This window comes from Sulfitobacter sp., from assembly GCF_039977885.1.
Classification (GTDB): domain Bacteria; phylum Pseudomonadota; class Alphaproteobacteria; order Rhodobacterales; family Rhodobacteraceae; genus Sulfitobacter.
The window spans coordinates 277,936-303,412 of sequence record NZ_JBDWCI010000012.1; the positions used below are offsets into that span (position 1 = coordinate 277,936).

The following is a 25,477-nucleotide window of genomic DNA, read 5'->3' on the forward strand; positions in this document are numbered from 1 at the left end:
AATTAATGCCGATCAAGAACCGAATGGCCGAGATGCACGCCGAGATTACCGGCTGGCGCCGCCATCTGCATGCACACCCCGAGTTGATGTTCGAAGAACACCAGACCGCCGAATTTGTTGAACAAAAGCTACGCAGCTTCGGCATTGCCGACATCACGACAGGTATTGCACGTACCGGCGTTGTAGCGGTGATTGAGGGGCGCGATAAAAAATCTGGCCGCACGATCGGGCTTCGCGCGGATATGGACGCGCTTCCGATCAAAGAAGAAACAGGGCTGGAGTATGCGTCAAAGAATGCTGGTGTGATGCACGCCTGCGGCCATGACGGGCATACGGCAATGCTGCTGGGGGCGGCAAAATATCTGAACGAGACGCGCAATTTTGATGGTCGTGTTGTGCTGATCTTCCAACCTGCCGAGGAGGGCGGCGGCGGCGGTAAAGTCATGTGCGACGAAGGATTGATGAAACGCTGGAGTATTGATGAGGTCTATGGGCTGCATAATATGCCGGGTGCGGAAGTGGGCAGTTTCCACATACGCGAGGGTGCGCTATTGGCTGCAGCCGATGAGTTTGACATTACCATTACCGGACGCGGTGGCCATGCTGCTGCCCCGCATGAAGCGGTCGACCCTAACCTTGCAGCAGCGCATGTGACCGTTGCGCTGCAATCGGTCGCCAGCCGGATCACAGATCCGCTCAAACAGGTGGTTGTGTCAGTCTGTGTGCTGCGTTCGCACAATGAGGCGTTCAACATTATTCCACAAACCGTCACGATGAGGGGGACGGTACGGACGCTGGAAGGCGATGTGCGTGATTTGGGGCAGAGACGGCTGATAGAAATCGTAGATCTGACGGCACGGGCGCATGGCTGCAGTGCAGATATCAAATACGATCGCGGCTATCCCGCAACCGTCAATCACACGGTCTATACCGATTTTGCGGCCGATGCAGCCGAGGCGGTCAGCCCGGGCGTTGACCGCGCCACGCCGCCGATCATGGCTGGCGAAGATTTTTCTTACATGCTCGAAGAACGGCCCGGTGCGTATATCATGCTGGGCAATGGGGGCGGTGCAGTGGTGCATCACCCCGAGTATGACTTTAACGATGAGGCAATTCCGGCGGGCTGTTCATGGTTCGCCGAATTGGTCGAGCGGCGTTTGCCGCTTGCCTGAAGCTTGTTCACTTTTGTGCGTTTTGCACTGATTCCAAAGGATACTACCAATGCCAGTTAAGAACCGTTTCGCCGAATTGCACGCCGATATCACCGCGTGGCGTCGCGATCTGCACGAGAATCCGGAAATCCTGTTTGAGGTTCACCGCACGGCGGCGACTGTCGCGGAAAAGCTGCGCAGTTTCGGCTGTGATGAAGTTGTCGAGGGCATCGGGCGCACCGGTGTTGTGGGCGTGATCAAAGGCAAAAGCACCGCATCGGGTAAAGTCATTGGCCTGCGCGCGGATATGGATGCGCTGCCGATCCACGAGGAAACAGGGCTGGAGTATGCCTCAAAGACGGATGGCGCGATGCATGCTTGCGGCCATGACGGGCACACGGCGATGTTGCTGGGTGCGGCGCAATATCTGGCAGAGACGCGGAATTTTGACGGCACAACCATTGTCATCTTTCAACCGGCCGAAGAGGGCGGCGGCGGCGCCAAGGTCATGTGCGACGACGGGATGATGGCGCGTTGGGGCATTCAGGAAGTTTACGGCATGCACAATTGGCCGGGAATGGAACCGGGCAGTTTTGCTATTCGCCCCGGTCCGTTTTTTGCCGCAACTGATTTGCTAGATATCGAGATCGAGGGCAAGGGCGGGCACGCCGCCAAGCCGAATGAGACCATCGACACCACAGTGATCGCCAGCCAGATCGTGACCGCGCTGCAAAGCATCGTGAGCCGAAATGCCGATCCGGTCGGCAATATCGTTGTCTCGATCACCTCATTCGAGACTTCCTCAAACGCCTATAACGTGATCCCGCAAAAGGTGCACCTGAAGGGCACTGTGCGGACCATGTCCGAAGAACTGCGCGATCTCGCGGATAAACGCGTGAACGAGATTTGTAGCGGTATTGCCTCGGCGATGGGCGGTGAGGCGCGGGTGAGCTATCACCGCAACTATCCGGTGATGGTCAACCATGAGGCACAGACCGAATTTGCAGCTGATGTTGCGCGCTCGGTTTCGGGCTCATGTGACGAGGCTCCGCTTGTGATGGGCGGCGAGGATTTCGCCTTTATGCTCGAAGAACGTCCGGGCGCGTATATCCTCGTGGGCAATGGCGATACGGCGGCGGTGCACCACCCGCTGTATAATTTCAACGACGATGTGATCCCTGTGGGCTGTAGCTGGTGGGCGGGCATTGCCGAGCAGCGGATGCCAGCGGCCTGATTATTGCTCCAGCAGGCGGTGGTATAGGGCAACCAGCGCCGCCGCCTCACGGGTGATCGAGAAATTCTCTGCGACATGGGGGCGGGCATTCTGTGCCCAGCTCTCGATGTCGGCTGGTGGTGTCAGGGCGGCGGCGATAGCATTGCTAAGCGCCGCGGCATCTCCTGCTGGCACCAAGGTGCCTGTTTCCTTTGTTACGACTTTTTCAAAGGCCCCGACACGGGTTGCGATGACCGGCACGCCACAGGCCATTGCCTCGATCGGGGTCAGGCCAAAGCCTTCCTGGCGTTGGGGGGCCACGTAAAGATCGAGCGCACGGTACCAGTCGGCCATGTCCTGTACCGGCACTTCGGGCAAGAAATGAAACCGCTCGGGATGGGCGCTTTTGGCGGCTTGCTCTTTTACAGAGGCCAGAAATGTCCGCTCCTTTGCCGTGGCACGGCCCATGATCACCGCTTGCGCATTCAGGTGAGGGGGCAGGGCCGTCATGGCCGCCGCAAAGATGTCAGTCCCTTTTGACGGGCGGATGCGACCATAACATCCGATCAGGATACCGGACACGGGCAGGCCCAGCCTTGCCCGCAATGCGGCACGATCCGTCGGTATGGTAAAGCTCTCAAGGTCAATGCCATGCATGATGACGTCCGCCGGACGTTCAAGATAGGCGGCCGTGGCGTCAGAGGTGGCAACCACGGCATCCATACGGCGTATCAGCCAGCGGGTGAGGCCGGTATGCTTGCGTTGGGAGGCCGAGGTAAACAGCAGTTTCAGGCGTTTGCGTAACAGATGTTTAAGCGCAAGCCCCGCGATCATTTCAATGTTACGGCGGGCATGCCAGACGCGCAGACAGTTGTGCGGCAGGGTCAGCAGGGCCCGCAGAGGAATCTGTGGCACATCTTGGGGCAGCACAGGACCAGATGCCACGATCGCAATATCGCGGGCCTGTATCGGCACCAACCTCACCACGGTCGCGGTCACGCCGGACAACCTGCGTTTGAAATTGGGGGCGATGACCTGAATATCTTTCAGTTCAGTCACGTGAGGTCCAATGCCTTGATCAGCCGTTGGGCAATCACATCCAGCTTGCCGGTCTCCCCTTGGGAAAAGCGCAGTGAGGCGGCGACAGCTTTGGCGCGGCTGTGATCATCACACAAAAGCCTGTCTACATGGGTTGCCAGATCGCTCGCATCCGCCACAAGCCACGCAGCACCAGCGGTTTCCATGGCCGCGAAAGTTTCGGCAAAGTTGGACACATGCTGCCCCGACAGGACGATGCCGCCTGCTTGAGCCACTTCAAACGGGTTATGCCCCCCGATGGGGCGCAATGAGCCGCCCAGAAATACGATTTTTCCCATGGCGTACCACGTGCCCAATTCACCCAACGTATCGGCAAGATAGACTTCGGCGCGGGGTAGATCACCATTGCTGCGGCAGGTGTATTGCATCCCTGTCTTCGTAATCAAACCTGCCACTTCTGTGCTGCGGTCGGGGTGGCGCGGTGCAAGGATAAGCACTAGATCGGGATGGGTTTCGCGTAGGATTTGATGGGCCTGCAGCACTGTTTGTTCTTCGCCCTGATGGGTCGATGCGGCGATCCATACAGGGCGGTGGCCAAGGGCTGCGCGGGCTTCAAACAGCAGGTCTTCGTCCTGCGGCAATGGCCCTGCAAAGGATTTGAGATTCCGCCCCCGTGCTACATGCGGGGCGGGGGCGTGCATCTGTACCATCGCCTCGGCCATGGCGTCATTCTGGGTCAGAATCAGATCAAAGACATCAAGGACATAGGCCGCAAGCTGGGGGCGCTTCCTCCATGCTTTGATCGACCGCTCTGAGAGGCGGGCATTGATCAGGGCCATGCCAGCCCCTGTGGCGCGGGTCCGGCGTAGCATTTGTGGCCAAAGCTCGCTCTCGACAAAGAGGCCTGCATCAGGGCGCCAGTGGCGCAAGAACCGTTTGAGCGGGCCGGGGGCGTCGAGGGGGGCGAATTGATGGGTGCAGCGCGGCGGCATCCGCTGCGCAACCAGCGCGGCAGAGGTGGCGGTGCCGGTGGTGATCAGGAAATGTGCCGAAGGCAGCGCCGCCCCCATCCGCGCAATCAGCGCCAGCACCGACAGGCTCTCGCCAACCGAGGCAGCATGGAACCAGATCAGCGTCTCCTCGGGGCGGGCTTCGGTGGCGTTGCCCAGCCGTTCATGGGCGCGGTAAGCTGGCAGGCCGGCGCGGCGCAATTTGTTGACCGCACTACGCGCTAGAAACGGCAGCAGGATCATGCTGAGAACGGTGTAGGCGCGATAAAGAAACGGCGCGCGCATGGGCTGCCTTAGCCGCCTGTGTGGCTCATGTGGCGGGGCATCTGGCCACCGGCAGTCTGGCGCGAATAGTCGAAATCGTGGCCTTTGGGCTTGAGCCCGATTGCCGCGCGGATTGCGTGCTCTAGCGGGGCGTCATCCTCTGGATGCTCTCGCAGCGGCGCGCGCAGATCGGCGCTGTCTTCCTGGCCGAGGCACAGATAGATTTCGCCGGTGCAGGTAATGCGCACGCGGTTGCAGGATTCGCAGAAATTGTGGCTCAGCGGCGTGATGAAACCGATTTTCTGGCCTGTCTCTTCAAGGCGCACATAGCGGGCAGGCCCACCGGAGTTCTCGGCCAGATCGGTCACGGTATAATGCTCGGCGTATTTGGCACGCACATCCTTGAGCGACCAATATTGGCCCAGCCGGTCCTCATTGCCCAGATCGCCCATAGGCATGACTTCGATCCATGTGAGGTCCATGTCACGCTCGGCGCACCATTGGGTGATCTGCGCCAGCTCCGGCTCGTTGAAGCCTTTGAGCGCCACAGCGTTAATCTTGACCCGTAGTCCAGCGGCCAATGCCGCATCAATGCCGCGCAGCACTTGGGGCAGGCGGCCCCAGCGTGTGATATCGGCGAATTTTCCCTCATCCAGCGTGTCGAGCGAGATATTCACCCGCCGCACGCCAGCGGCGTAAAGGTCTTTTGCATATTTCTCGAGCTGGCTGCCATTGGTGGTCAGTGTCAGCTCTTTGAGCGTGCCTGCCTCCAGATGCCGTGCCATGTTGTTGAAAAACCCCATGATGCCACGACGCACCAGCGGCTCACCACCGGTGATGCGCAGTTTTTCCACCCCAAGCCCGATAAAGGTCGAACACATGCGGTCCAGTTCCTCCAGCGTGAGTAATTCGCGCTTGGGAAGAAAGGTCATGTTTTCGGACATGCAATAGACGCAGCGGAAATCACAGCGGTCCGTAACGGATACACGCAGATAGGTGATGGCGCGGGCGAAGGGGTCAATAAGAGGCGTTTTCATAGGTTGAACGCTATAGGGCGTCTGTTTGAGGGGCAAGTCACTTTTGCGGGGGGTTGGAGGGCGGTGCAGAGTGGTCTACTGTGAGGTTATGAAACAGATTATTATTACAACGGCTCTTTTGTCGCTTAGCGCCTGTGCCCGTTTCGGTTTTGGTCAGCCCAATGATGTCGGCCCGGTCGTTGGTGGATCAACGGCTGTCATTGCTGCACCGGATTTGCCAGAGGCAACAGAACAAGAGGTGGCAGCGGTTGCCCCTGATCCGGTCCTGACCTCTGCGCCGCCACCGCCCAAGGCTGCAAAAACGCAAGAAGCGTTGGATACCACCACAGCAGAGCAAAGGGCACAGGCGGCAGCGCCCGTCACGCCCGCAGCGCAAAGCAAGTTGCTCGGCACGACTATCGCCAGTCTGGGCAGCCCTTCGGAGCCGGGGTTCTGGTTGAAGACACCGCTTGTAAAGGTCGAGACAGCGGGCCGCGTTACGAATAAAGCGAACGGGAAATCCTCGGCTGTGACGTTGATCCCGATTGACGGGCCTGTGACCGGTGGCAGCCGAATGTCATTGCCCGCCATGCGCCTGATTGAGGCCTCGCTTACCGATTTGACCGAAGTCGACGTGACATTGGGCAGCTAGGATCGCAATCTATTCAGGCACAGCCGCGGCGGGGGAAACCTGCGTTGGCTGTGCCTGTGTGTCAGGCGTTATTCTACCGTGACAGATTTGGCGAGGTTGCGCGGCTGATCGACATCCGTGCCTTTGGCCACGGCCGTGTGATAGGCCAATAGCTGCGCAGGCAGCGCATAGAGGATCGGAGCGACGGCATCCGATACATCGGGCATTTCAATCGTGTCCCATGTGCCGATGCTGGCCTCTGACAGGCCCTCACGGTCAGAGATCAGGATGACCTTGCCCTTACGTGCCATGACCTCTTGCATGTTGCTCACTGTCTTTTCAAACAGGGCATCACGGGGGGCCATGACAACGACGGGCATGTCTTCGTCGATCAGGGCGATGGGCCCATGCTTGAGCTCTCCTGATGCATAAGCTTCGGCGTGTATGTAGCTGATTTCTTTTAGTTTTAACGCGCCTTCATGGGCCAGTGGGTAGAGCGGTCCACGGCCAAGGAACAGCACGTCACGGGCGTTGGACAGCTTGCGTGCGGTCTCACGTATTTTGTCGTCCTGATCCAGTGCTTCGGCCATCAGCGCAGGTAGGCGGCGTAGCTGTGCCAGATGGTCTTCCAGCTGTTCGGCCGTGATTTCACCACGGTCGGATGCGGCTTTGAGGGCCAGCAAAAACAGCACGGTGAGCTGACAGGTGAAAGCTTTGGTCGATGCCACACCAATTTCGACGCCCGCATGGATCGGCAAGGCCAGATCACTTTCACGGGCGATAGAGGACTCGGGCACGTTGATTACGGAGAGAATGTGGTCAGCTTTGCCTTCACAATAGCGCAGAGCGGCGAGGGTGTCGGCCGTCTCGCCCGACTGGCTGGCAAACAGGCTGACAGAACGTGCAGGGATGGGCGGCTCGCGGTAGCGGAATTCAGACGCTACATCGACCTCGACAGGCAGGCGTGCGATCTGCTCAAACCAGTATTTCGCCGTGAGGCACGACAGAAATGCCGTCCCGCAAGCAACCATGGTGATACGGTCAACATTGGCAAAGTCGATCTGTGGGTCGGGCAGGCGGATTTTGCCGTTTGTGTCGATGTAATTGGCCAAAGTCTCGGCAATTACAGTGGGCTGTTCCGCGATTTCTTTGGCCATGAAGTGCTTGTGGCCACCTTTGTCGATGCGGGTATTTCCGATCTCGATTTTGCGGATCTCGCGGTTTGCAGGCGTGCCCTCGGCGGTAAAGATCGAGGCACCCTCGCGGGTGAGTATGGCGTAATCACCTTCCTCGAGATAGCTGATCTGATCGGTCATCGGAGAGAGCGCGATCGCGTCGGAGCCGACAAACATCTCACCCTCGCCATAACCGATGGCAAGGGGGGAGCCCTTTCGTGCTGCAACGATCAGGTCATCCTCACCGTCAAACAGGAACGCCAGCGCAAAGGCACCGCGCAATTTGTCCAGCGTGGCGATGGCCGCATCCGCGGGGGCCATGCCTGTGGATATAAAATGCTGTGCCAGCATGGCGACGGTTTCTGTGTCGGTGTCGGTCGTGGGGGTGATGCCGTGTTCGGCCAGCTCGGCCCGTAGGTCGCGGAAGTTCTCGATGATCCCGTTATGAACCACGGCCACGGGGCCGGCGCGATGCGGGTGGGCGTTGCCGACGTTCGGCTCTCCGTGGGTGGCCCAGCGGGTATGGCCGATGCCGGATTTTCCCGCCAGCGGTTCATGCACCAGAAGATCGCCGAGATTGACCAGTTTACCCACCGCACGGCGGCGGTCCAATGTTCCGTCATTTATCGTGGCAATACCCGCGCTGTCATAGCCGCGATATTCGAGCCGTTTAAGCGCTTCTACCAGAATGGGCGCTGCTTCGTGGTTTCCCAGGACCCCTACAATTCCACACATTTTTAGCTGCCTCGCTGCTGTTTGGCCTTCTTGGCCTTTAACATTTCGAACAATTTTCGCGCCATGCCGGGTTTTTCGACCTGCGGTGCGCGGGTCAGCGCCAGCGCGTCCTCTTCCACATCCGATGTGATGACCGAACCAGAGCCTGTCATCGCCCCATCGCCCACATGCACGGGGGCGACAAGCATTGTGTTGGAGCCGATAAAGGCGCGCGCGCCGATGTGGGTGTGATGCTTCATCACGCCGTCATAATTGCAGGTGATGGTGCCCGCACCGATGTTTGCCGCAGCCCCGATAAATGCATCGCCGATATAGCTCAGATGATTGACCTTGGCCCCTTCGGCGACAACGGCGTTCTTGATCTCGCAGAAATTGCCGACACGGGTGTTTTCCTGAAGCTCGGCACCCGGGCGCAGGCGGGCATATGGGCCAACAACGGCACCGCGCGCGACATGGCAGCCCTCAAGGTGGCTGAAGGCCCGGATATGTGCGCCGCTCTCGACTGTCACACCGGGTCCGAAAAATACGTTTGGTTCGATAAAGGCATCGCGGCCGATGATTGTATCGCGGGCCAGAAAGACGGTTTCGGGCGCTTGCAAGGTGATACCGTTTTCCATCAAACCTGCGCGGGCGCGGGCCTGAAACGCGGCTTCGGCTTCGGCCAGTTGCGCGCGGGAGTTTACGCCAAGTGTTTCAGCCTCGGCGCAGGTGACGGCGGTCGCCTTGAGCCCACGGGCGCGTGCAAGGCCGATAATATCGGTGAGGTAATATTCGCCAGAGGCGTTGTCATTGTTCACGCCGGCAATCAGATCGAACAGTAGATCGGATTTACATGCGATCACACCGCTGTTGCACAGGGTGACGGCGCGCTCTTGTTCGGTGGCGTCTTTGAATTCGACAATCCGCTCAAGGGAGGGGCCTTCCATGATGAGGCGGCCATAGCGCCCCGGGTCGGCAGCTTCAAAGCCAAGGACCACCACATCGGCCCCTTCGGCAGCGCCGAGCATTTCTTCAAGCGTTTCGGGAGAGACAAAAGGCGTGTCGCCATAAAGCACAAAGGCGATCCCGTCAAAACCGGCCAGCGCGTCCTTGGCCTGATCAACGGCATGGGCGGTGCCCAATTGTTCGGACTGCACCACGACGGTTGCATTTTCGTCAAACTCTTGCGCCGCAGCGGTTACTTTGGCGGCACCGTGGCCCGCGACAACGATGGTGTGTTGTGGCTCTAGGGTGGCACCGGCTGCCATGGCATGAACCAGCATCGGGTCGCCCGCAATCTGGTGTAGCACCTTGGGCAAGTCCGAATTCATGCGTGTGCCCATACCGGCGGCAAGGATGATAAGGCTGGTATTCATGGGTGTCCGTTCTGCTCGTTGTGTTTTGTCCTGTTTAACGCAAGCGTGGCGGCACGCAAGGTAGGGGGGTCAAAAGGGTTGCGTCTTGCCACATTGGTGTGTGCAGGCTAGGCCGTTAACGATAGTATTTCAGGGGATAGCGATGAAGACAGTGGTGTTTGATCTGGACGGTACATTGGCCGACACCAGCGGTGACTTGATCGCGGCCGCGAATGCCTGTTTCCGTGATATGGGGGAGGGCGATCTGTTGGACCCCGCATTGGATGCCGGTACCGCGCTGCGCGGTGGGCGCGCGATGCTGCGTTTGGGCATGGAGCGGTTGGGCCGCGCAGATGACGACCCGCTGATCGACGAATATTATCAGGCACTGCTGTATCACTATGCGCGTGACATCGACACGCACACGCGGCTTTATGATGGCGCGATGGCGGCGGTTGAGGAATTGAAAGCGCGCGGGTTTATCGTTGCGATCTGCACCAACAAGCCCGAGGCACTGGCGCGCGAGCTGCTTACGCGGTTGGGCATTGTGGATGACTTCGCCGCGATGCTGGGTGCAGATAGCCTTCCCGTACGCAAGCCGGATCCCGAACATCTGCTAGAGACCGTGCGCCGTGCAGGGGGCGATCCGGCGCAATGCGTGCTGGTAGGGGATAGTGACACCGACCGAAATACCTCGCGGGCTGCGGGTGTGCCATCGGTTCTGGTGACCTTTGGCCCTTCAGGCGATGATATGAGCGCTCTTGCGCCCGAGGCATTGTTGCAACGCTATAGCGATCTGCCGGATGTGGTGGAGCGTCTGTTGGGAAAGGCATAGACAATGGGCCGCACATTCGAGGGTAGCTTCACACAGCAAGAGCCGATCCCCGAGGCGGGGATCAAGGCGGCGGTTGAGGTGATGCGCAGCGGGCGTTTGCACCGTTACAACACTGTTAAAGGTGAAGTTGCGCAGACGGTGTTGCTGGAACAGGAATTTGCCGCCTCCGTGGGTGCGAAATACTGCCTTGCTGTGGCTTCGGGTGGCTATGCCATGGCCACGGCCCTGCGTGCCATCGGCGTAAAGCCGGGCGACCGTGTCCTGACCAACGCCTTTACGTTGGCACCGGTGCCCGGGTCTATCGCTGCTGTGGGGGCTGTGCCTGTGTTCGTCGGGGTGACTGATGCGCTGGTGCTTGACCTCGATGATCTGGCGGCCAAGGCGGATCAGGCGGATGTGCTGATGCTTAGCCATATGCGCGGGCATCTATGCGATATGGAACGCCTGATGGAGATCTGTGACGCAAACAATATCGCGGTGATTGAAGATTGCGCGCATACCATGGGGGCTGCATGGAGGGGCAAGCCTTCGGGGACTTGGGGGATTGTTGGCTGTTACTCTTGCCAGACCTACAAGCACATGAACGCGGGCGAGGGTGGTTTGTTGGTGACCGATGACGCAGAAGTAGCGGCGCGGGCAATCATGTATTCGGGCAGCTATATGCTCTATGAGACCCATCTTGCAGGCCCGCCCAAAGAAACATTTGCCAATATCCGGTACGAGACGCCAAACATCTCGGGGCGGATGGATAACCTGCGTGCTGCGATCTTGCGGCCGCAGTTGGCGGATCTTGCGACGCAGTGCGGGCGATGGAATGAACGGTATTTTGCATTGGAGCAAGCCCTGCGGGGGACCCCCGGCCTCAAGGTGATCGAACGCCCAGCAGAAGAGAGCATCGTAGGGTCGTCAATCCAGTTCTTGCTAAAGGATTGGCGCGCCGATGCTGTGACGGGTTTTGTCAGCCGTTGTGCGGCGCGGGGCGTTGAGTTGAAGTGGTTTGGCGCGGCGGAACCTGTGGGTTTTACCAGCCGTTATGACAGCTGGCGTTATGTGGATGCGCCCCCCATGCCCGAAAGCGACCGTGTGTTGGCAGGCATTATCGACATGCGTGTACCGCTGACATTCTCGCTGGAGGATTGCGCCCTGATTGGCGAGATCATCCGGGAAGAAGCAAGCGCTGTGTTTCAGGCAGGCGTGACCTGACAGCGCGCTGACGCGCATTCCGAAAATTCTCATTCCTTTACCGCGCCCGTGTGGTGAGCAAGCCTGCGCTGTAGAGTGCCTCGCGTGGGGGTGCTTGACCTGTGAAGTCTGTTCTGCAACTATTGAACAAGCGTTCAATAAGAGCGGATCAAGGGAGAGGGTCTATGTTCAACGCCACCATGCAGTTCGATCTTGGGGAGGATGTGGGCGCATTGCGCGACACGGTGCACCGCTGGGCACGAGAGCGTGTGCGCCCGATGGCCACAGGCATTGATGCAGATAATCTATTTCCCTCAGAGCTTTGGGAGGAAATGGGCAGTCTAGGCCTATTGGGTATGACTGTGGATGAGCAATGGGGCGGCACGGGGATGGGCTATCTTGCGCATACTGTCGCGGTTGAGGAAATCGCGCGGGCCAGCGCCTCGGTCTCATTGTCCTACGGGGCGCATAGCAATCTTTGCGTTAATCAGATCAGCCTGAACGGAACAGATGAGCAGCGCGCAAAATTCCTGCCCAACCTGTGCTCGGGGGCGCATGTGGGGGCGCTGGCCATGTCAGAGACGACGGCGGGGTCGGATGTTGTGTCGATGAAATTGGGCGCGGAAAAGCGCAATGATCACTACCGGCTTAACGGGAATAAATACTGGATCACCAATGGCTGTGACGCCGAGACGCTGGTGGTCTATGCAAAAACAGACAAGGACGCAGGGTCAAAGGGGATCACGGCGTTTTTGATTGAAAAGAGCATGAAGGGTTTCACCACCAGCCCGCATTTCGACAAGCTGGGCATGCGGGGCTCAAACACGGCCGAGCTGATCTTTGAGGATTGCGAAGTGCCGTTTGAGAATGTGCTGGGTGAGGAAGGGCGCGGGGTGGCGGTGCTCATGTCCGGCCTTGATTACGAACGTGTGGTGCTGGCGGGCATCGGTTTGGGCCTCATGGCGGCCTGTCTGGATGAGATCATGCCCTATATGGCCGAGCGCAAGCAATTTGGTCAGCCTGTGGGCTCCTTCCAGCTGATGCAGGGTAAGATGGCCGATATGTATACGGCGATGAATTCGGCGCGGGCCTATGTTTATGAAGTGGCCAAGGCTTGTGATCGGGGGGAAGTGACGCGCGCGGATGCGGCGGCGTGCTGTCTGTATGCTTCTGAGCAGGCGATGGTGCAGGCGCATCAGGCCGTGCAGGCCATGGGCGGCGCTGGCTATCTAAGTGACAATCCCGTTGCGCGTATTTTCCGTGACGCCAAACTGATGGAGATCGGCGCAGGCACTTCCGAGATTAGGCGCATGTTGATCGGGCGCGAAATGATGGCGGCGATGGGCTGATGCAGTCTTTGCCGGGTCTTGATGGGCAGGGAAGGTGGGACATCCCCGCACGGCTGAACATGGGACGGCAGTGTCTCAGCCAGCGCGGTGATGCGCTTGCCGTCATTGATCTGACAGGACCCTCGCGGCGCGATGTGAGTTTTGCCGAACTGGGCGTGATGGTGGATGGTTTGGCGCGCGCCCTTTTGTGGCGCGTGCAAGCCGGCGATCGCGTGGGCGTGTTGCTCAGCCAAAGCCCGTTGTGTCTGGCGGCGCATTTGGCGATTTGGAAAACTGGTGCAATTTCAGTGCCTTTGTTTAAGCTCTTCAAGCATGATGCCTTGGCGTCACGGCTGGGTGATAGCGGCACAAAGATCGTGCTGACCGATGCTGAAGGGGCCGCACTGCTGGGCGATCTGGCCGAGGCTTGGATGGCTGATGAGGTCGGACTGGACGGTGGGCCTGTGGATTTCGCGGACACGGGCGCGGATGATCCGGCGGTGCTGATCTATACCTCTGGGACCACGGGCACCCCAAAGGGTGCGCTGCACGGCCACCGGATGCTAACGGGCCATTTGCCCGGTGTCGCGATGAGCCATGATTACTTGGGACAACAGGGCGATTGCCTGTGGACCCCTGCGGATTGGGCGTGGATCGGCGGGCTGTTTGACGTGGCCATGCCTGCGCTTGCGCTTGGTGTGCCCGTGGTGGCGGCGCGTATGGCAAAGTTTGATGTGGCAGAATGCCAGCGGATTATCACGGCAGGCCATGTGCGCAATGTCTTCTTTCCCCCAACGGCCTTGCGCATGCTCAAGGCGGCGGATGCGCAGATTGACGGCCTGCGGTCTGTCGCCAGCGGCGGAGAGCCGCTGGGCGCACAGATGCTGGACTGGGGGCGGGAGGCGCTTGGCGTGCAGATCAATGAATTTTACGGCCAGACAGAGTGCAATATGGTGGCCAGTAGCTGTTCTGCGTCCTTTGCGCCGCAGGCAGGGTGTATCGGCAAACCAGTGCCTGGGTTCGAGATTGCCGTGCTGGATGGTGACATGCCCACGGATGGCGAAGGTGAGATCGCGGTAAAGCGCGGAGCGGCACCGATGATGTTGGGCTATTGGAACCGCCCCGAGGAAACGGCGGCGAAATACCGTGGTGACTGGATGCTGACGGGGGATCGGGGTGTCTGGGAGGGCGGGTTCTTGCGCTTTGTGGGTCGCGAGGATGATGTGATCACCTCAAGCGGCTACCGGATTGGGCCTGCGGAAATCGAAGACTGCCTGCTGACGCATCCGGCAGTGGCGACTGTGGGCGTGGTGGGCAAGCCCGATGCGCTGCGCACGGAGCTGGTGAAAGCCTATGTGGTGGTGAAGCAGGGCGCGCAAGTGAGTGCGGTAGCGTTGCAGGATTGGGTCAAGGACCGGCTGGCAAGCTACTCTTACCCAAGAGAAATCGAGTTTCTGGAAGCGCTGCCAATGACGGTAACCGGTAAGGTGATCCGGCGCGAGTTGAAAGCACGGGCCATGGCGGATCAGACCAGCGGATTGAACAGGAAGTGAGACGAGCATGAAATTAACATCCCAAGCACTCCCGTCCTCTGAGGTGTTCAAGGCCAATACTGCCGCCCATTTGGAGGCGCTGGCACAGATACGCGAGGTCGCCCAAGCCGCGGCCCTTGGCGGCGGTGAGAAATCCCGCGACCGTCACCTCAGCCGTGGCAAGATGCTCCCGCGTGAGCGGGTGGCGAACCTGTTGGATGCAGGCGCGCCCTTCCTCGAGGTGGGCGCGGTTGCGGCCCATGGGCTTTATGGCGGTGCGGCCCCCTGTGCGGGGGTGATTGCCGGTGTGGGCAGGGTACAGGGCCAAGAGGTGATGGTGATCTGCAATGATGCCACCGTGAAGGGCGGCACCTATTACCCGATGACGGTCAAGAAACACCTGCGCGCCCAAGAGATCGCCGAGGAAAATCACCTGCCGTGCATCTACCTTGTGGATAGTGGTGGTGCGAACCTGCCCAATCAGGATGAGGTCTTTCCCGATCGTGATCACTTTGGCCGGATTTTCTATAACCAAGCGCGGATGAGCGCCAAGGGCATTCCGCAAATTGCTGTGGTGATGGGCTCTTGCACGGCCGGTGGGGCCTATGTGCCTGCGATGTCCGATGTGACGATCATTGTAAAAGAGCAGGGCACGATCTTTTTGGCCGGTCCGCCCTTGGTCAAGGCCGCGACCGGCGAGGTGGTCAGCGCCGAGGATTTGGGCGGCGGCGATGTGCACACGCGTCTGTCCGGCGTGGCGGATTATCTGGCCGAGGATGACGCCCATGCGCTGGCGCTGGCACGGCGCGCGGTGGGGCATCTGAACCGTACCAAACCCGCGACCGTGCAATGGGAAAGCGCAGAAGACCCCGCCTATGACCCGGATGAGATCCTCGGCGTGGTGCCTGCCGATCTGCGCACGCCCTATGATATCCGCGAGGTGATTGCGCGGGTGGTGGATGGCAGCCGCTTTGATGAGTTCAAACCCCGCTTTGGCGAGACATTGGTCACCGGCTTTGCCCATCTCAAGGGCTGCCCCATCGGGATCATCGCCAATAATGGTGTGTTGTTTTCCGAGGCCGCCCAGAAGGGCGCGCATTTCATTGAGCTTTGCACCCAGCGCGCCATTCCACTGGTATTTCTGCAAAATATCACCGGCTTCATGGTGGGGCGCAAATATGAAAACGAAGGCATTGCCCGCCACGGGGCCAAGATGGTCACTGCCGTGGCCTGTGCCAATGTACCCAAGATCACGATGCTGGTGGGTGGATCATTTGGCGCGGGCAATTACGGCATGGCGGGGCGCGCCTATAGCCCGCGGTTCTTGTGGACTTGGCCCAACAGCCGCATCAGCGTCATGGGCGGCGCGCAGGCGGCAGGTGTGCTGGCCACTGTCAAACGCGATGCAATTGAACGCGGTGGCGGGACGTGGTCGGCTGAGGAAGAGGCCGCCTTTAAGCAACCCACCGTAGATATGTTCGAGGAGCAATCCCATCCGCTTTATGCCTCTGCCCGCCTGTGGGACGATGGCATTATTGATCCGCGCAAAACCCGTGATACGCTCTTCCTGAGCCTCTCGGCCAGTTTGAACGCGCCCATAGAGCCAACAAAGTTTGGCGTATTCCGCATGTGAAGGACGATCCAATGCCTCAGAGCCTACAAGAGATCATCGACGCGAACCCCGAAGCCGAAACATTCCGCTATGGCGATAGCGCAAAGCTCTGTGCCGAGATCCTTACCCTTGTGCGGAGCGGCACAAAGACCGCGACCTGTGATGCCGCCGCGGCTTACGGCAAGGGCAAAGATGCTTGGCCCGAAGTCGGCCGCCGCGATGTGGCGCTGAATTGGGACGGCACGCCTGCGGTGATGGTCGAAACGGTCGAGGTCTTCACCCGCCGCTTTGATGAAATGGACGAAGCCTTTGTCGCCGCGCAGGGGGAGTTCCGCGATCTGGCGCATTGGCGCGCAAGCTATGAGGCGTATTTCCGGCGTGCGGGCATGTTCGAGCCGAATATGAAGCTGATGTGCGAGCGTTTCAAAGTCATCGAGGATTACGCCTGATGTTTGATACAATCCTGATCGCCAACCGAGGTGAGATCGCCTGCCGCGTGATCGAGACAGCACAGGCCATGGGGGTGCGCTGTGTGGCGGTGTATTCGGAGGTGGATGCAAGCGCCAAACATGTGGCGATGGCCGATATGGCGGTCCATATCGGGGGCAACGCCCCCGCAGACAGCTACCTGCGCGGCGATGTGATCATACAGGCCGCGCGTGATACCGGAGCACAAGCGATCCACCCCGGCTATGGTTTCCTGAGCGAAAACCCCGACTTTGTAGATGCTGTTGAGGAGGCCGGTTTGGTCTTCATCGGCCCCTCCGCAGGGGCGATCCGCGCGATGGGCCTCAAGGATGCAGCCAAGGCGCTGATGGTGCAGGCGGGCGTGCCGGTGGTGCCGGGGTATCATGGGAGCGATCAATCGGATGCTGTGCTGGCAGGGGAGGCCGATAAGATCGGCTATCCCGTGTTGATCAAGGCCGTGGCAGGCGGCGGCGGCAAGGGGATGCGGTTGGTTGAGGCCCCCGCTGGCTTTGCCGAGGCGCTGGGCTCTGCGCGCTCCGAGGCGCAGGCGGCCTTTGGCAATGCGGATGTGTTGGTCGAGAAATTCATCCCCCATCCGCGCCACATCGAGGTGCAAGTCTTTGGCGATGGCACACAGGCTGTTCATTTGTTTGAGCGGGACTGTTCCCTGCAACGCCGCCATCAAAAGGTGATTGAGGAAGCCCCCGCACCGGGTATGACCCACGAGCTGCGCGCCGCAATGGGGGCTGCAGCGGTAAAGGCCGCAGAGGCGATTGGCTATGCGGGTGCAGGCACGGTTGAGTTTATCGTGGATGGTTCGGACGGGCTGCGTGTGGATGGGTTTTACTTCATGGAAATGAACACCCGCTTGCAGGTGGAGCATCCGGTCACAGAGGCGATCACGGGTGTTGATTTGGTCGAATGGCAGCTGCGCGTGGCGGCAGGTGAGGCTTTGCCAAAACGTCAGGAGGAGCTGGCGATTGAGGGCCATGCCTTTGAGGCGCGGCTCTATGCGGAAGACGTGCCAAAGGGGTTTTTGCCCGCAACAGGCAGGCTGACCCATCTGGCATTTGATCCGGCCTGCCGTGCAGATAGCGGTGTGCGCAGCGGAGATACCATCAGCCCGTTTTATGATCCGATGATCGCAAAGGTGATCGTGCATGGGCCGACGCGCGATGTGGCGCTGGCACGGCTGCGCCAAGCGCTAAGCCGTTGTGAAGTGGCGGGAACGGTCACCAACCTTGCCTTTCTGGGCGCTTTGGCAGGGCATGAAGGTTTTGGGAAGGGTAAGGTGGATACCGGTCTGATTGCCCGCGACATTGATGCGCTCACGCAGGCCCCGCATGTGGCCCCGCGACATTTGGCCTTGGCGGGTATGGCGGCGCTGGGCCTGCTTGAGCCAAAGCCGCTGGCGGGTTTCACCCTTTGGGCACCTTTGTTGCAGCAGGTGATGCTGGGCTGGGGAGAAGAGAGCGCGCTGTTGAAGGTCGAGGTTTTGGGACCCAAGGAGCAGCATTGGCATATCGGGGATGAGCTTGTCACGGCACGCCATTTGGGCGGGCGGTGGCAGATCGGTGGTCTGCCTGCCGCGCAAGTGGCGATGACGGGAGAGAGGATCACTGTCTTTGACGGCTACGGGCTTGAGTTCACGCATATTGATCCGCTGGTGCAGGCGGCAGGCCCGCAGGGGGATGGTAATCTGGTCGAGGCCCCCATGCCGGGTCTGGTGCGTGACGTCTTTGCCAAACCGGGCCAACAGGTGCGCGGCGGTGATAAGCTTGCCGTGCTGGAGGCAATGAAGATGGAACATAGCCTGCTTGCCGCGCGGGATGGCGTGGTGGCCGAGGTGCTGGCGATGGCGGGGGATCAGGTAGAGGCGGGTGCTGCGCTTATCCGGCTTGAGATCGAAACGGGGCCAGTATGAGCGGGCAATATGATTGCTTGCACATGCTATGGTGCGCCGTGAGCCGGCAGAAAAATAACCAGTGATTTTGGGGGACCAAATGGAAGCAGGATTTTGCGAGATTTTCGAGGTAGGCCCGCGCGACGGGTTGCAAAACGAGCCGCGCGATATTCCGGTGACAGAGAAGATAGCACTTGTTGATGCGCTTAGTGCGGCAGGGTTTGGCCGGATTGAATGTGCAAGTTTCGTCTCGCCCAAGTGGGTGCCGCAGATGGCGGGAAGCGCAGAGGTGCTTGCGGGGATCAAGCGCAAGGAGGGTGTGCGGTATAGTGCGCTGACGCCGAATATGCGCGGCTTTACAGATGCGGTTGCGGCTGGTGCGGATGAGGTCGCCGTCTTCGCCAGCGCCTCTGAGGGGTTTTCGCGCAAGAATATAAATGCCTCGGTCGCCGAAAGCGTTGAACGCTTCGCGCCTATTCTGGAACAGGCGCGCCATGATGATCTACCTGTACGCGCCTATATTTCTTGTGTGATTGCCTGCCCTTATGACGGGGCAGTGGCACCTGCGGCGGTGGCAAAGCTTGCCGACAGGTTATTTGCGATGGGGTGTTACGAGATATCACTGGGCGATACGATTGGCGCAGCGACGCCGGACAGCATTGCGCGGATGCTTTTGGCAGTGCGTGACGTGGTCCCTGTGGGCCGGTTGGCGGGGCATTACCACGACACTGGGGGGCTGGCGCTGGACAATATCGACACAAGCCTCAGCCTTGGGGTGCGGGTTTTTGATGCCGCAGTAGGGGGCTTGGGGGGCTGCCCCTATGCGCCCGGTGCCTCGGGCAATGTCGCAACCGAAGTTTTGGCGGCTCATTTGGCCAAGCTGGGGTATCATACAGGGGTGGATCTTGAGGCGGTTAAATCAGCGGCGGCAATGGCGCGGGCCATGCGGGGCTAAGCCGGTCGCGAGGCGGACTTCGAAAGGGAATGTTCATGTTTGAGACAATTTCGATCAAGACGGACAGTCGCGGTGTGGCCACGCTGACCTTGGCACGGCCTGAAAAGCACAACGCCATGTCTGCGCAGATGCTGGAGGAGTTGACGCAGGCGGCCACGGCGCTGGGCGCAGATGACGCTGTGCGCGTGGTCGTATTGGCCGCAACGGGTAAGACATTTTGTGCGGGGGGGGATCTGGCGTGGATGCAGGCGCAGATGACGATGGATGCCAGCACCCGTGCGCAAGAGGCGCGCAAACTTGCGACCATGTTGGGAGCGTTGAACGGTTTGCCGAAACCCTTGATCGGGCGGCTACAAGGCAATGCCTTTGGGGGCGGTGTCGGTTTGGCATCGGTCTGCGATGTGGCAATAGGGGTAGATAATCTGAAAATGGCGCTGACCGAAACGAGGTTGGGCATTCTCCCCGCTACCATTGGTCCTTATGTCATTGCCCGTATGGGCGAGGGGCGCGCGCGGCGGGTGTTCATGTCCGGCCGCGTGTTTGATGCGCAAGAAGCGGTCGACCTTGGCCTGCTTGCGAGGGCTGTGCCAAAAGATGACCTGGACGCAGCGATCGAGCGTGAGGTAGTGCCCTATCTGGCTTGCGCGCCGGGGGCAGTGGCCGCGGCGAAAAAGCTGGCGCAGGATTTGGGCGGTGCCGCGACCGAGCAGGCGGTCGCGATGTCGATTGCTGCATTGGCTGACCGCTGGGAGACAGAGGAGGCCGCCGAGGGGATCGGTGCGTTTTTTGACAAGCGGAAAGCGGCTTGGGTGATTTGAGCCCTTCCGTGCAGTTTTGAAAAGTATTGAAGTCAGTATGTTATCAGGGCTGGCCAAGCGGATGGGCCGTGAAAGCAACGGGGTAGGGTTGATTTCTGGTTGGAATTCGAAGGCAGTGATCAATTTCTACAAATGGTAGAAATTTTTCAAACTTATGCCGCTTTTGATTGTGATGCTCGAAATATAATCCATTGATAGGAATTATATTTTGATCAATCTTAGCTTGAATTTCAGAAATTTCATTCTGTTTGCCTTTAATGTCCGGGGCCGCGCGGCTGCTGCGGAATACTGGACCGTTGTCCCGTTTACCTGGGCTGTCATCCTGATTGCCTTCTGGCGCGATTTAGATATGGTGGAGGCGTATCTTCTTGCGCATGAACGCCCGCCTACTAATCCTTTGGCCTACTCCAGCGTGATTATTTTCCTGATAACGCTCGTGCCGCGGTTTACATTGAATATCCGTCGCTTGCATGACATCGGGCGCAGTTGCATTTGGACATTTATTCCTGCGGTCGCGTTTGTTTCATCCTTGGCTGTGGGGTGTGCCCTGTTGGGGAGCTTTATGAATTCGGGCCTGACGGGCAAGCCCGATGCGCCCGATGATCTTGGGCATCTTATCTATCCGGTTACCCTCTTTATGTCCTCTCAAGAGAAATTCTGGGAGGAAATGTTCACAATCGCGATGGTGCTTGATGCGACCGGCATGAAGGCGATCAATAATCTGATGGCCGAAGTCTATTCGATGAACGGCGCGGTGGATGTGAGGCGGAGCAACATCAATTTGCGACGTGAAATCTGGGGGGATCTGCGCCATACCTATTTGATGGCGGTAACAATGTTTGCCTTGACGGCGCTGCCTTTGGTCACTGGTTTTGCACATCTGTTTGTTCTGTCTTTCTTGTCTCATCCCTGCAAAAATAAATATGGTAAAAGCAAAATTGCCAATCACGATGAAACGAACCTATGGCACAGGACTTAACGGTGGCATGGTGTCACGGGCCGCGTTTAATTGCCGCTAAGGTCAACATTGTGCAGGCTCGGGCAGGCCAAGTTCTCTAAATCTGCAGCTGCTTTCCGCCTTTCCTCCCGTTGACCCCATCTGCGCGCGCAGCTAAACCCCATGTAAAGCGTTGCGCGGGCATTGTGCCGCGACCATCCTCGAGAGGAGCCAGTCTTGGACGATATGCTTAGGGAATACCTGCCCATCCTTATTTTTCTGGGCGTTGCCATTGTGTTGGGCCTTGCCCTGATACTTGCCGCTGTGGTTTTGGCTGTACGCAACCCCGATCCCGAGAAGGTTTCGGCCTATGAATGCGGGTTTAATGCCTTTGACGATGCGCGCATGAAATTCGATGTGCGATTCTATCTGGTGTCGATCTTGTTCATCATTTTCGACCTTGAAATCGCGTTCCTGTTTCCGTGGGCTGTGGCATTTGGCGACATTTCCATGGCAGGCTTCTGGTCTATGATGATCTTCCTCGCGGTTCTGACCGCAGGCTTTGCTTACGAATGGAAGAAAGGTGCCCTCGAATGGCAGTAACATCCACAAACCTATCCACCGGAACGGCAGGTATGGACCGTGATGTGGCTACGCAGCAATTGAACGCCAGTCTTGCAGACAAGGGCTTTTTGCTGACCTCGACAGAGGATTTGATCAACTGGGCGCGCACCGGCTCGCTGCACTGGATGACCTTTGGTCTGGCGTGCTGCGCGGTCGAGATGATGCATACTTCGATGCCGCGCTATGACCTTGAGCGGTTTGGCACGGCCCCGCGCGCCAGTCCTCGCCAATCCGATCTGATGATTGTGGCCGGTACGTTGACCAACAAAATGGCGCCTGCGCTGCGCAAGGTTTATGACCAGATGCCCGAGCCGCGCTATGTGATCTCGATGGGGTCATGTGCGAACGGTGGCGGTTATTACCACTACAGCTATTCCGTTGTGCGCGGCTGTGACCGGATCGTGCCTGTGGATATTTACGTGCCCGGCTGTCCTCCAACGGCAGAGGCGCTGTTGTATGGTATCATGCAGCTACAGCGCAAAATGCGCCGGACAGGGACGATCGTGCGTTGATCCGCACGTTTGAAAGGAATGTACGATGAGTGATGCACTGACCGAACTGGGTGGCTATATCGAAGCAAAACGTCCCGATTGTGTGCTGGGGTGGGATGTCTCCCATGGTGAGCTTAATCTGGATGTAACGCTGGCCAATATTGCAGGGCTGGTGGAGTTTCTGAAATCCGACGCAACATGCCGGTTCACGTCTTTGGTGGACATCACGGCAGTGGATTACACCGGCCGCGCCAAGCGGTTTGATGTGGTTTACCATTTTCTGTCGATGTACCAGAACCAACGTATCCGTGTGCGCGTCGCTGTGCGCGAAGAGGATATGGTGCCTTCGCTGGTGTCTCTGCATCCTTCTGCGAACTGGTTCGAACGTGAAGTCTTTGACATGTTCGGTATTCTCTTTTCGGGTCACCCCGATTTGCGGCGCCTGCTGACGGACTATGGCTTTCGCGGTCACCCGTTGCGCAAGGATTTCCCGACCACGGGCTATACCGAAGTACGCTATGACGAGGCAGAAAAGCGCGTTGTGTACGAGCCTGTGAGCCTTGTGCAGGAATACCGCCAGTTTGATTTCATGTCCCCTTGGGAAGGTGCCGAATACATCTTGCCCGGTGATGAGAAGGAGGCCGCGAAATGATGGACGGCAGCAAAGGTTTCGAAGACGCCCTGACCGGCGAACAGAAAATCCGTAATTTTAACATCAACTTTGGCCCGCAGCACCCTGCGGCACACGGCGTTCTGCGTCTGGTGCTTGAGCTGGACGGCGAGATCGTTGAACGCTGCGATCCACACATCGGCCTGCTGCACCGTGGCACCGAAAAGCTGATGGAAAGCCGGACCTATCTGCAAAACCTGCCGTATTTCGACCGGCTGGATTATGTAGCCCCGATGAATCAAGAGCATGCTTGGTGCTTGGCGATCGAGCTTCTGACCGGCGTTGAAGTACCACGCCGTGCATCGCTGATCCGCGTGCTTTACTCCGAAATTGGCCGCATCCTGTCGCACCTTCTGAACGTCACCACACAGGCGATGGACGTGGGCGCGCTCACCCCGCCGCTGTGGGGATTTGAAGAGCGTGAAGATTTGATGATCTTCTATGAACGTGCCTGTGGTGCGCGTTTGCACGCGGCCTATTTCCGCCCCGGCGGTGTGCATCAGGACCTGCCAGAGGCGCTTATCGACGATATCGAAGCGTGGACGCATAAATTCCTCAAAGGGTTTATGGTCGACGTTGACACGCTGCTGACGGAAAACCGTATCTTTAAACAGCGTAACGTTGATATTGGCGTTGTGACCGAACAGGACATCTCGGATTGGGGTTTCTCCGGCGTGATGGTGCGCGGTTCCGGCCTCGCGTGGGATTTGCGCCGTGCGCAGCCCTATGAATGCTATGACGAATTCGATTTCCAGATCCCGACTGGCGTGAATGGCGACTGCTATGACCGCTATCTGGTGCGGATGGAAGAAATGCGCCAGTCGGCGAGCATCATGTTGCAAGCCATCGAAAAACTGCGAGCACCCGAAGGGAAGGGCGATGTCCTTGCCCGCGGTAAAATCACGCCGCCTGCACGTTCTGACATGAAGCAGAATATGGAAAGCCTGATCCACCACTTTAAACTGTATACCGAAGGCTTCCACGTGCCCGCCGGTGAGGTTTATGCCGCCGTTGAAGCGCCCAAGGGCGAATTTGGTGTGTATCTGGTGGCAGACGGGACCAACAAACCCTACCGCGCCAAGCTGCGCGCGCCCGGCTACATGCACCTGCAGGCGATGGACTATATCGCCAAGGGTCACCAGCTGGCCGATGTGGCCGCTATCATCGGGACGATGGATATCGTGTTCGGTGAGGTTGACCGGTGAGCATGGCTCGCTGCTTCATTTTGCCCTCTAAACTCCAGTCGGAGGCATTTATCGCCTCCGCAAGTACGAAAGCCTGATCCGATGCTTCGCCGCTTACACGCTGACCAACCCGCAATTTTCGCCTTTACCCCTGACAATCAGGCATGGGCCGAAGCGCAGATTACCAAATACCCCGAGGGCCGTCAGGCCAGCGCGATCATTCCGCTGTTGTGGCGTGCTCAGGAACAGGAGGGCTGGCTGACCCGCCCGGCGATTGAACATGTCGCTGAAATGCTGGGGATGGCCTATATCCGCGCGCTTGAGGTTGCGACCTTCTACTTTATGTTCCAACTGCAACCTGTTGGTTCTGTGGCACATATTCAGGTTTGCGGTACAACGTCCTGCATGATCTGCGGCGCTGAGGACCTGATCGGGATTTGCAAGGAAAAGATTGCGAAAAACCCCCATGAGCTGTCTGCGGATGGTAAATTTTCGTGGGAAGAGGTCGAATGTCTGGGGGCTTGCTCGAACGCGCCCATGGCGCAGATCGGCAAAGACTATTACGAAGATCTGACGGGTGAGCGTTTTACCGCGATGCTGGATGAGCTGGCGCGCGGCGAAGTGCCGGTACCGGGTCCCCAGAACGGCCGCTATGCTTCCGAGCCGCTGAGCGGTCTGACCTCGCTCACCGAGCATGAGAGCGGCAAGACACAGTATAACGCAAGCGCGCAACTGGCGACTGATATCGGGGACACTGTCAAACGTATTGACGGGACCGAAGTGCCGCTGCTTGCCCCATGGCAGGGCAAGGCGGCCAAGTCGGGCAAAACCCCGAAAGCCGAACGCAGTGATCTGATGCCTCCCGATGGGCCAGACGGCGCACAAGGTGGCCGTGCCAAAGGTGCAGCGGCCGCGCCGCGCAACCGCGGTGCGTCCTCTGACGACCACGCCAATGTCAAAGGGGAGGCACCCAAAGACGCGGCGGCGGCCAAACCGGCCACTGGATCGGTGGCACCTGCACCAAAGTCCAATGCCAAGGCGAAAAGCGGCACAGCTACGCAGGCTGGCAAGAAACCGGCAACTCTGAAAGCACCACGCAAGGCAGGGGCGGATGACCTCAAGTTGATCAAAGGGGTCGGTCCCAAGCTTGAAGGCCTGCTGAACTCAATGGGCTTTTTCCATTTTGACCAGATTTCAAAATGGGGTCAGGATGAACTGGCTTGGGTTGATCAGAACCTTGAAGGTTTCAAAGGCCGTGCAACCCGTGACAATTGGGTTGAACAGGCCGGCAAGCTTGCGCGCGGCGAACAGACCGAATTCTCGGCCAAGGCCAGCAAGGATGGGCGGTACGACTAACGTCCGGTGCCTTCC

Annotated in this window: 23 protein-coding genes; 18 read left to right on the plus strand and 5 right to left on the minus strand. The window is 58.9% G+C overall.

Annotated features, from left to right (window positions below):
* Nucleotides 1–5: 5 nt before the first annotated feature.
* On the plus strand, nt 6–1,172 hold the full coding sequence (locus ABJM03_RS09705; protein ID WP_348417186.1) for a M20 aminoacylase family protein: 1,167 nt from the start codon (nt 6–8) through the stop codon (nt 1,170–1,172).
* Nucleotides 1,173–1,221: 49 nt separating this feature from the next.
* Complete coding sequence (locus ABJM03_RS09710; RefSeq protein ID WP_348417187.1) at nt 1,222–2,385, plus strand: M20 aminoacylase family protein; 1,164 nt, start codon at nt 1,222–1,224, stop codon at nt 2,383–2,385.
* On the opposite strand, the gene ABJM03_RS09715 is transcribed toward ABJM03_RS09710, so the two are convergent.
* Genes ABJM03_RS09715 through moaA form a run of 3 tightly spaced genes read right to left on the minus strand, consistent with a single transcriptional unit; the run spans nt 2,386 to nt 5,713 of the window.
* On the minus strand, nt 2,386–3,423 hold the full coding sequence (locus ABJM03_RS09715) for a glycosyltransferase family 4 protein (protein ID WP_348417188.1): 1,038 nt from the start codon (nt 3,421–3,423) through the stop codon (nt 2,386–2,388).
* A complete protein-coding gene (locus ABJM03_RS09720) occupies nt 3,420–4,697 on the minus strand; it encodes a 3-deoxy-D-manno-octulosonic acid transferase (protein WP_348417189.1) in 1,278 nt (425 codons plus the stop codon). The genes ABJM03_RS09715 and ABJM03_RS09720 overlap by 4 nt, the downstream gene beginning before the upstream one ends.
* An 8-nt stretch (nt 4,698–4,705) precedes the next feature.
* Nucleotides 4,706–5,713, minus strand: a complete 1,008-nt coding sequence (gene moaA, locus ABJM03_RS09725) for a GTP 3',8-cyclase MoaA (protein ID WP_348417190.1) — start codon at nt 5,711–5,713, stop codon at nt 4,706–4,708.
* Nucleotides 5,714–5,801: 88 nt separating this feature from the next.
* Between moaA and ABJM03_RS09730 the strand changes: the two genes are divergently transcribed.
* Nucleotides 5,802–6,344 (plus strand): hypothetical protein, encoded by a 543-nt coding sequence (locus ABJM03_RS09730; protein WP_348417191.1) that lies wholly within the window; start codon nt 5,802–5,804, stop codon nt 6,342–6,344.
* 68 nt (nt 6,345–6,412) lie between these two features.
* Here the strand turns inward: ABJM03_RS09730 and glmS are convergent, their stop codons facing one another.
* Both glmS and glmU read right to left on the minus strand, forming a co-directional pair.
* The gene (gene glmS / locus ABJM03_RS09735) at nt 6,413–8,233 is read right to left on the minus strand and encodes a glutamine--fructose-6-phosphate transaminase (isomerizing) (RefSeq protein ID WP_348417192.1); all 1,821 of its coding nucleotides are present in this window, start codon (nt 8,231–8,233) and stop codon (nt 6,413–6,415) included.
* Nucleotides 8,234–8,235: 2 nt separating this feature from the next.
* Nucleotides 8,236–9,588, minus strand: a complete 1,353-nt coding sequence (gene glmU, locus ABJM03_RS09740) for a bifunctional UDP-N-acetylglucosamine diphosphorylase/glucosamine-1-phosphate N-acetyltransferase GlmU (protein ID WP_348417193.1) — start codon at nt 9,586–9,588, stop codon at nt 8,236–8,238.
* A gap of 142 nt (nt 9,589–9,730) precedes the next feature.
* Between glmU and ABJM03_RS09745 the strand changes: the two genes are divergently transcribed.
* The 15 genes from ABJM03_RS09745 to ABJM03_RS09815 all read left to right on the plus strand — a co-directional run bounded on the left by ABJM03_RS09745 (nt 9,731) and on the right by ABJM03_RS09815 (nt 25,462).
* Nucleotides 9,731–10,402 carry an HAD-IA family hydrolase gene (locus ABJM03_RS09745; RefSeq protein ID WP_348417194.1) on the plus strand — a complete coding sequence of 224 codons (672 nt, stop codon included), beginning with the start codon at nt 9,731–9,733 and terminating at the stop codon, nt 10,400–10,402.
* Nucleotides 10,403–10,405: 3 nt separating this feature from the next.
* The gene (locus ABJM03_RS09750; protein WP_348417195.1) at nt 10,406–11,605 is read left to right on the plus strand and encodes an aminotransferase class I/II-fold pyridoxal phosphate-dependent enzyme; all 1,200 of its coding nucleotides are present in this window, start codon (nt 10,406–10,408) and stop codon (nt 11,603–11,605) included.
* A gap of 164 nt (nt 11,606–11,769) precedes the next feature.
* Nucleotides 11,770–12,933 carry an acyl-CoA dehydrogenase family protein gene (locus ABJM03_RS09755; protein ID WP_348417196.1) on the plus strand — a complete coding sequence of 388 codons (1,164 nt, stop codon included), beginning with the start codon at nt 11,770–11,772 and terminating at the stop codon, nt 12,931–12,933.
* Nucleotides 12,933–14,465, plus strand: coding sequence for an AMP-binding protein (locus ABJM03_RS09760; protein ID WP_348417197.1), 1,533 nt, complete (start codon nt 12,933–12,935; stop codon nt 14,463–14,465). Before ABJM03_RS09755 ends, ABJM03_RS09760 begins: the two co-directional genes overlap by 1 nt.
* A gap of 7 nt (nt 14,466–14,472) precedes the next feature.
* Entirely contained in the window at nt 14,473–16,077 is a 1,605-nt protein-coding gene (locus tag ABJM03_RS09765; RefSeq protein WP_348417198.1) for a carboxyl transferase domain-containing protein, read from the plus strand.
* An 11-nt stretch (nt 16,078–16,088) separates the two neighbouring features.
* Nucleotides 16,089–16,505, plus strand: a complete 417-nt coding sequence (locus ABJM03_RS09770; protein WP_348417199.1) for an ASCH domain-containing protein — start codon at nt 16,089–16,091, stop codon at nt 16,503–16,505.
* On the plus strand, nt 16,505–18,448 hold the full coding sequence (locus ABJM03_RS09775; RefSeq protein ID WP_348417200.1) for a biotin carboxylase N-terminal domain-containing protein: 1,944 nt from the start codon (nt 16,505–16,507) through the stop codon (nt 18,446–18,448). Before ABJM03_RS09770 ends, ABJM03_RS09775 begins: the two co-directional genes overlap by 1 nt.
* Before the next feature lie 79 nt (nt 18,449–18,527).
* Nucleotides 18,528–19,382 carry a hydroxymethylglutaryl-CoA lyase gene (locus ABJM03_RS09780; RefSeq protein ID WP_348417201.1) on the plus strand — a complete coding sequence of 285 codons (855 nt, stop codon included), beginning with the start codon at nt 18,528–18,530 and terminating at the stop codon, nt 19,380–19,382.
* Between the two features lie 35 nt (nt 19,383–19,417).
* Nucleotides 19,418–20,200 carry a crotonase/enoyl-CoA hydratase family protein gene (locus ABJM03_RS09785; protein ID WP_348417202.1) on the plus strand — a complete coding sequence of 261 codons (783 nt, stop codon included), beginning with the start codon at nt 19,418–19,420 and terminating at the stop codon, nt 20,198–20,200.
* Between the two features lie 208 nt (nt 20,201–20,408).
* A complete protein-coding gene (locus ABJM03_RS09790) occupies nt 20,409–21,179 on the plus strand; it encodes a DUF805 domain-containing protein (RefSeq protein ID WP_348417203.1) in 771 nt (256 codons plus the stop codon).
* A 195-nt stretch (nt 21,180–21,374) separates the two neighbouring features.
* Nucleotides 21,375–21,740 (plus strand): NADH-quinone oxidoreductase subunit A, encoded by a 366-nt coding sequence (locus ABJM03_RS09795; RefSeq protein ID WP_348417204.1) that lies wholly within the window; start codon nt 21,375–21,377, stop codon nt 21,738–21,740.
* Nucleotides 21,731–22,273 carry an NADH-quinone oxidoreductase subunit B family protein gene (locus ABJM03_RS09800; RefSeq protein ID WP_348417205.1) on the plus strand — a complete coding sequence of 181 codons (543 nt, stop codon included), beginning with the start codon at nt 21,731–21,733 and terminating at the stop codon, nt 22,271–22,273. Before ABJM03_RS09795 ends, ABJM03_RS09800 begins: the two co-directional genes overlap by 10 nt.
* Before the next feature lie 25 nt (nt 22,274–22,298).
* On the plus strand, nt 22,299–22,904 hold the full coding sequence (locus tag ABJM03_RS09805) for an NADH-quinone oxidoreductase subunit C (RefSeq protein ID WP_348417206.1): 606 nt from the start codon (nt 22,299–22,301) through the stop codon (nt 22,902–22,904).
* On the plus strand, nt 22,901–24,127 hold the full coding sequence (locus ABJM03_RS09810) for an NADH-quinone oxidoreductase subunit D (protein ID WP_348417207.1): 1,227 nt from the start codon (nt 22,901–22,903) through the stop codon (nt 24,125–24,127). Before ABJM03_RS09805 ends, ABJM03_RS09810 begins: the two co-directional genes overlap by 4 nt.
* An 81-nt stretch (nt 24,128–24,208) precedes the next feature.
* Nucleotides 24,209–25,462: an NADH-quinone oxidoreductase subunit E gene (locus tag ABJM03_RS09815; protein ID WP_348417208.1), complete on the plus strand. Its 1,254-nt coding sequence runs from the start codon at nt 24,209–24,211 to the stop codon at nt 25,460–25,462.
* The last annotated feature ends 15 nt before the right edge of the window (nt 25,463–25,477 follow it).